Origin of the sequence: Allorhodopirellula solitaria (assembly GCF_007859855.1) — a bacterium.
Classification (GTDB): domain Bacteria; phylum Planctomycetota; class Planctomycetia; order Pirellulales; family Pirellulaceae; genus Rhodopirellula; species Rhodopirellula solitaria.
This window is the reverse complement of record NZ_SJPK01000049.1, coordinates 1-5,260: the sequence shown is the minus strand read 5'-3', so window position 1 is coordinate 5,260 and position 5,260 is coordinate 1. Positions and strand designations below refer to the sequence as shown.

General features: G+C 55.7%; 6 protein-coding genes. 1 reads left to right on the top strand and 5 read right to left on the bottom strand.

The window, feature by feature from the left end:
* Nucleotides 1-864: Gfo/Idh/MocA family protein (locus tag CA85_RS24485; RefSeq protein WP_315852738.1), on the top strand; the 864-nt coding region annotated here is incomplete at its 5' end.
* A gap of 655 nt (nucleotides 865-1,519) precedes the next feature.
* On the opposite strand, the gene CA85_RS24480 is transcribed toward CA85_RS24485, so the two are convergent.
* The 5 genes from CA85_RS24480 to CA85_RS24460 all read right to left on the bottom strand — a co-directional run bounded on the left by CA85_RS24480 (nucleotide 1,520) and on the right by CA85_RS24460 (nucleotide 5,071).
* Nucleotides 1,520-2,407: an alpha/beta fold hydrolase gene (locus tag CA85_RS24480; RefSeq protein WP_146394350.1), complete on the bottom strand. Its 888-nt coding sequence runs from the start codon at nucleotides 2,405-2,407 to the stop codon at nucleotides 1,520-1,522.
* On the bottom strand, nucleotides 2,404-3,306 hold the full coding sequence (locus CA85_RS24475) for a halocarboxylic acid dehydrogenase DehI family protein (RefSeq protein WP_146394348.1): 903 nt from the start codon (nucleotides 3,304-3,306) through the stop codon (nucleotides 2,404-2,406). The genes CA85_RS24480 and CA85_RS24475 overlap by 4 nt, the downstream gene beginning before the upstream one ends.
* Nucleotides 3,307-3,482: 176 nt before the next feature.
* A complete protein-coding gene (locus tag CA85_RS24470) occupies nucleotides 3,483-3,833 on the bottom strand; it encodes a DsrE family protein (protein ID WP_186775205.1) in 351 nt (116 codons plus the stop codon).
* Nucleotides 3,834-4,266: 433 nt separating this feature from the next.
* A complete protein-coding gene (locus CA85_RS24465) occupies nucleotides 4,267-4,782 on the bottom strand; it encodes a DUF2243 domain-containing protein (protein ID WP_146394344.1) in 516 nt (171 codons plus the stop codon).
* Entirely contained in the window at nucleotides 4,775-5,071 is a 297-nt protein-coding gene (locus CA85_RS24460) for a hypothetical protein (protein WP_146394343.1), read from the bottom strand. Before CA85_RS24460 ends, CA85_RS24465 begins: the two co-directional genes overlap by 8 nt.
* Nucleotides 5,072-5,260 lie beyond the last annotated feature (189 nt).

Genomic DNA, 5,260 nt, shown 5'->3' with positions numbered 1-5,260 from the left:
CTTGGACACTGTCCAAGAATCATCGAGGCCAAGAAGATCACGGTAATGTTCGTTGAGACTGTTCATCCCACCAGTTTACAAAAACCAGCTAAAATCGGCTATCTGCCACTAAATTCCGAGAAGAACCAAGCAGGCAAGCATGTGCTGTGCGAAAAGCCGATGGCGACCACAGTGGAGGAGTGCCAAAGGATGATGGCGGAGGCCGAGTCGGCAAAGCGGAAGTTGATGATTGCCTACCGACTGCACTACGAACCGATGAATCTGCAGGTCATGCAGTGGTGCCGAGATGAAAAGTTTGGTCCGGTACGGAGCATCGCATCGTCCAACTGCCAGGACGTGAAGGCACCAAACATCCGATTGAGTCGCGATCTCGGCGGGGGCCCACTCGGCGATATCGGAATCTACAGCCTCAACGCTACCCGCTATATCACTGGCGAAGAACCAATCCGTGCGACAGCGATTGCTGATGCCCCCAACGACGATCCCAGGTTCGCCGAAGTGCCTGCTAACATTGGGTTCACGCTCGAGTTTCCTTCCGGAACAATCGCCTCCTGCACCTGCAGCTTCAATGGACCGGAGAAACGGGACTTTGAGGTTCATTGCCGAGATGGCGTGATCGCGATGGACCCCGCATTTTCATATCGGGGACTGCGTCTGTTCACTGAGAACACCGAAACACGCACTCAGCACAAGTTGGCAGCCATCAATCAGTTTGCGGCGGAAATGGATCATTTCGCCCTGTGCATTAAAAACGACACCGAACCGCGAACGCCAGGCCAGGAAGGACTATTGGACATGCGGGCGATGGTTGCCATCAACCGCTCCGTTGAACTGGGCCGCACGGTCGAAATCGCCGTCCAGTGATGCATCTCGATCGAGCTGTATCTCAGCACTGGCGTGGAGCTCGATCAGCAACGCAATTCCGAATCGAGGGAACTCCAAGTCGTAACTCAATTGTCACCGGCCACGTCCCAAACCATGATCGCATTTGTCCCCGCGGAAGAGGAAATTCAAATAGCTCGTGAAGTAAGCCGAGCTATCTGAGCGTGCGGTTGGGCGATCGTTTCTAGTAACCGTCCACGGCCTTGGGACGTCGATTTAATTACTGACGCTTTTCCACCGGCCGTGTCCATTGCATGTCGGCATGGGCTTGCCAGCCATTGTGTATAGTCCCGATAGGGACGGCAGCACTCTGCCGGGGACGTCAGTCCCCGGTCCAGCCTGCAGTTTCCGACTCAGCCCCGGTAGGGGCGACAGCAGCGGCAAGATAGCACGCCCATTTCGGTTTGGCTGTCGTCCCTTCGGGACTTTGGCTCGTTGTTCTCCTGTATTCCTGGGACTTGCGTCCCCGGCAGAGTGCTTCCGTCCCTTTCGGGACTCAGGACATTTGGCTCGGCCCCGAGAAATTGCCTACAAATTATGCAATAATTAAATCGACGTCCCTCGGCCGCGCAAGGTCACACTCTCGGGCGTGTTCTCGCACATGTGGAACGAGGCACCGCTTTGCGACACGTTTCATTTAGCGTTTGACGGTCGCGGAGGGTCCATTCGGTGAAGCTTCCAGCCGCGGCGATTCCGACGGCGTCGCCAGGAAATCGACCAGGTGTCGACTCACCTGATCAGGCTGATCCAGCATCACGAAATGTCGAGCATTTTCTATGCGAATCAACGATGCCGAAGGAATGTCCCACGCAAGCCGTTCGCCATATTTGAGCAATTGAAACTTGTCGTCCTCGCCCCAGAGAATCAGCGCCGGGACACGGATCTCCGGCAGTCGGCTGGTGATTTCAGTGGTCAGGTTGGTATTCAATGCGGATGCATTGCGGATCAGGGATAACTTCCCCACTTCCGTGCGATAGGGAGCGAGCAGCCCCTCCATTACGCTCGCATCCGGCGAATGAGAAAACCCTTGCTTCAGAGCATGGCTGAGCACGTTGGTCGCCGTCGACGCCGACATTTTCCGCTTGGTTTCTGGATGTCCGGCTTGCAGCATCAGTTCGATGGGCCAAGAGTCGTAACACACTGTGTTTAGTAGACATAGCTTACTCACCCGGTGCGGGAAGAGGGTTGCCAACCGGAGCGCCACCCCGCCGCCAATATCATGTGCGACGATCACTGCCTGATCGATATCGAGGGCGTTCATCCATTGGTCGATGACCTCAGCTTGCCGACTGATGGAGCGATCGAAGCAATCACGCTTGTCCGAGAAGCCGAACCCGAGCAGGTCGGGGACGAGCACACGATGCGTTTCTGCCAACGCCGGAATCTGCTGGTGCCAAAGGTATCCCCACATCGGGATGCCGTGAATGAGCACGACTGGAGGACCTTTGCCCTCATCGATGTAGCTGATGAAAGAATCGCCAATCTCGACGACCTTTTGCAATTGTTGAAAACTGCGCCAGTTCACGATACACCTTCCTTTTCGAACTGTGGGGATGGGGCGGGAAACGGCGACTCTTCTAGTTCGGCCACCTCTCGCCAATCCAGCTGCAATCGAGCCATGTTGAGAATCAATCCAGGTAGCAACTGCACAAAAGACTCCGTTATTTCGACCACTTCCTCGATCTCGGCGCCGGCGTCTTTGACGGCTTGGAGATCGAGCGATACGGGGTAAGGCAACCCACGTGCGAGCGTAAGTGCGGTCTCTCGCAACTGATTCGCCGCGTCTTGATGCATGGGCGTCTGTACCAGGGGTTTAAGAGCCTGCCAGGCGGCCGACAGGTAATCCGGCCACAGTGCGAGCGTTCGATAATCACTGTTGATCGAACGCAGTGACAGCGAGTTTTTGATATCGCGGTACAATTCCATCAGATGTTCATCGTCGGGCTGTTCGGACTCCATCTCCATGGAATACATCGTTGGCGGTACGCCGCGCGGAAGGCGGTCAGCCTCCTGCGTAGTAGCACGCCCGACCTCTTCGCCCTGTAGCAACAGCAAGACCGCCGAGGAAAACACCAAGAGCTTCGGATTCACGTAGTGATACAGATCCAACGCCGCACGAATCTGAAAGCTCTGGCTCTCTCCCAGCGAGACATGCGACCGGACAGCGGGCGGGCCTAACTCCGCTACGGACCGAACCGCATCTGATCGCAGCCGGTCGGCTGCGGATTCGAACGCCCACGTCTCGACATTGGGCCTCATCACGTCCCACACCAACGGCAGGAACTCGCCGTACGCCGCCCAGGTGCGGAAGTTGAGATTGACTCCTGTCACGCGCAGTGACTGCTTGATCTCGTAGTAGACACGCTCGATCTCGCCAGTTGCCTCGTGCTCGGCTATGGGTTGCTTCTTGCTCAATCCAAACATGGTTTATTCCCTTTGGGCTTGCGGTAGCGGATGCGGCGATGCATCAACCGCAGAATTGACGGCACAAATCCCATTGCTTCCAGGAGAGCTTTCCCGCTTAACTTGTAGCCACGATCATCGGGACGCCGCTACCGAGATATTGCACGCAAATGCAGTGCCAACGGACTGGTGTCGTCTTAGTGAAAAGGAAGATAAGCAAATCCGTCCAGTTGTTTATTAACGTTGACCGAAGCGGCAGAGTCCGTCACGGTGACGCTCGAGGTGACCTTTTCCAACGCGTACTTATGATGCGCCAATGCTTGGCCGCAGACGAAGACCTTCACGCCAGCCTGTGTGAGCTGTTGAATCAGCGGCAGGTTCGGATTCTTCTCCTGGCCGAAGTGCTGCTGGTACCCCGTATTCGACAAAGCCGCCTTGGTGGCATCGCCATGCAGAACCAATGCCAGCTGCATGCCCTGTTTCGGCCCCACACCCGCCTGGGCGTAAAGATTGGCGATCCTCGCCGCCTTGAACAGTGGCTCGAGCACCCCCTCTTTCACTTTGCCGGACGTGATATCGAGGACGAGTTTCGAATTTTTCCGTGGTGGTTCGGCAGAGTCTTCAAGTTTGATGACACCGCCTTACCCTTTAATAAGCGGAAAGACGAAGTAGGGGCCGGCCGTCTGGGTCTCCGCATGTGACGCTGTCACGATCGCGAGCACAATCGCTGAAATTCGCAGACGCATGGTAGATCATTCTCCCGAGGTTGTTGAGCGCGAGGAGGGGGGGGGAACTTGGTGTCCAGCGGATTCGTTCGTCTTGTGATGACGCTGGGCAATTGGCCCACGCTAGCTTGCTCGTGCTCTTGGGCGAAGGAGAAGACCGGCGAAGCCGCGAATGTCCGCGGCAGCACGGCGGCGCTCTTGAGTAACCGCCTTCTTTGCGACCCCGGAGGGCTGTTGTGAATCGCCATTCGGTTCATCATGTTTCTGCGTGGTAGCCGGGTTGATCTACCTTTATTGGATCGGAATGTATCAGCCACCATCCCAAGAGGATCAACGCAACGCCCGACCCGAGAAAGATCAGGTCCCACAGCAGATGACCACTGGTCTCGGTGACGTGGTGAATGTGCAGGATGTGGTGGTCGATCACGCCCTCCACCAAATTGAAGAGACCCCATCCCAAGCTGAGCGACCCGACAAACGTCCTGGTAGACCGGGGGACGTTTTCTTGACGTACAGCGTGCCACAGCATTGCAATACCTACGGCCGTCATGATCCATGTGAAGACGTGGAACAGGCCGTCCCAGAACATGTTAATTTCAAGATTGATGGCCAAGGTGCGCATGTCAACATCCCTCACCGGAAGCTTCGCTGAAAGCATGTTATGGAACTGCAATAGTTGATGAAACAAGATTCCATCGACGAAGCCACCCATACCGATCCCCATCATCGTTCCGGCGGAAATGAGCGGTCGGCGATTCATGCGATTATTCATCACCAACTCCTGTCGTCGATCTGACGGTGGTGTCAGATGGCGTTGATTTGTTGCGGACCGAGGGTGAAAAACATTCGTGCCATGGAGTGCCAAAATGAATAGCCGCAACGATGACCATCAACACCATGATGGGAAGAAGCGTTAGAACGGCGTTAAAGGCGAACTCGCCGTTGAAGATGCCAGCGGCTACCTCTCTGCCGACATCCGAGTCGCAATAGGGACAAGCCCAGGCCGACCCGGCCGACGCAAAAATGGCCATCGCAATGGCAAATATGTAACGAATATTCATTGAAATTCCTTTGATCACCCCCTGAGTAACAAAATCGCTTTATTTCGGCTCAACCGACGGAAGCGTGCGCCCGAGGTTTTCAAGGCATGGCTCCCGTATCGAAGGATTTATTTGTGGGATGTGATTATCAATGTTAGACTGGCACTGCCGGGAGAAACGGAGCCGAGCTCTGCAGAGGTGCGGGCTTGG

What these genes read in the sequence shown, in the direction of transcription:
- CA85_RS24475 (WP_146394348.1), bottom strand. Translation starts at nt 3,306, where the DNA reads ATGTTTGGATTGAGCAAGAAGCAACCCATAGCCGAGCACGAGGCAACT.
- CA85_RS24460 (WP_146394343.1), bottom strand. Translation starts at nt 5,071, where the DNA reads ATGAATATTCGTTACATATTTGCCATTGCGATGGCCATTTTTGCGTCG.
- CA85_RS24465 (WP_146394344.1), bottom strand. Translation starts at nt 4,782, where the DNA reads ATGAATAATCGCATGAATCGCCGACCGCTCATTTCCGCCGGAACGATG.